The following is a 531-nucleotide window of genomic DNA, read 5'->3' on the forward strand; positions in this document are numbered from 1 at the left end:
ACTTACGCTGCTTTCGATGCTTTTTCACCTCACGGTGAAGCCAGCAGGTTAAGGTCTTCTCGTAGTCATCCAGCTTACTCGGCGACTTCCTTGCAGGGTAGCTTGGGTCTAAATTTCTATTATTGAGGTATTTACGAACAGTATTTCGTGACAATCCGGTCTTCCGAGCAATCGATCGAATCGATTGTCCCTCCCGAATATGCCAGCGTCGAATTACGCTTAGTAGAGCCACGTCTATCACTCCATTTTCTCCTGCTTTGCTGAAGCAGGGATAGGTTTATACGTGGGTCAAAATTCGATGCAAATATATGGCTTTAGTGGGTCAGTTTTGGGTGCAAATCAACACTTTGACCTTTAGGTCAAAGAATGAGCAGAGACAAACGGCTATCAATTCTCACTGCCGCGGAAATCGAGGATTTATACAGCGTTCCTTCCTTCAACGAGTCTTATCAGCGGTTTTACTTCGCGCTAAATGATAAAGAACTTGCGGAGCTATCCAGAATACGGCAACGCAAGTACCGTTGTGTTGCC

Annotated in this window: 2 protein-coding genes; one reads left to right on the forward strand and one right to left on the reverse strand. The window is 45.6% G+C overall.

From position 1 onward, the window contains the following. Positions 1–241 (reverse strand): helix-turn-helix domain-containing protein (locus A3756_RS26610; protein WP_068553175.1); only part of this gene is annotated, 241 nt, incomplete at its 3' end. A gap of 125 nt (positions 242–366) precedes the next feature. On the opposite strand from A3756_RS26610, the gene A3756_RS29185 reads away from it, so the two are divergent. After that, on the forward strand, positions 367–531 hold a 165-nt coding region (locus A3756_RS29185), incomplete at its 3' end, for a DUF4158 domain-containing protein (RefSeq protein ID WP_156490343.1).

The organism is Oleiphilus sp. HI0086 (assembly GCF_001635225.1).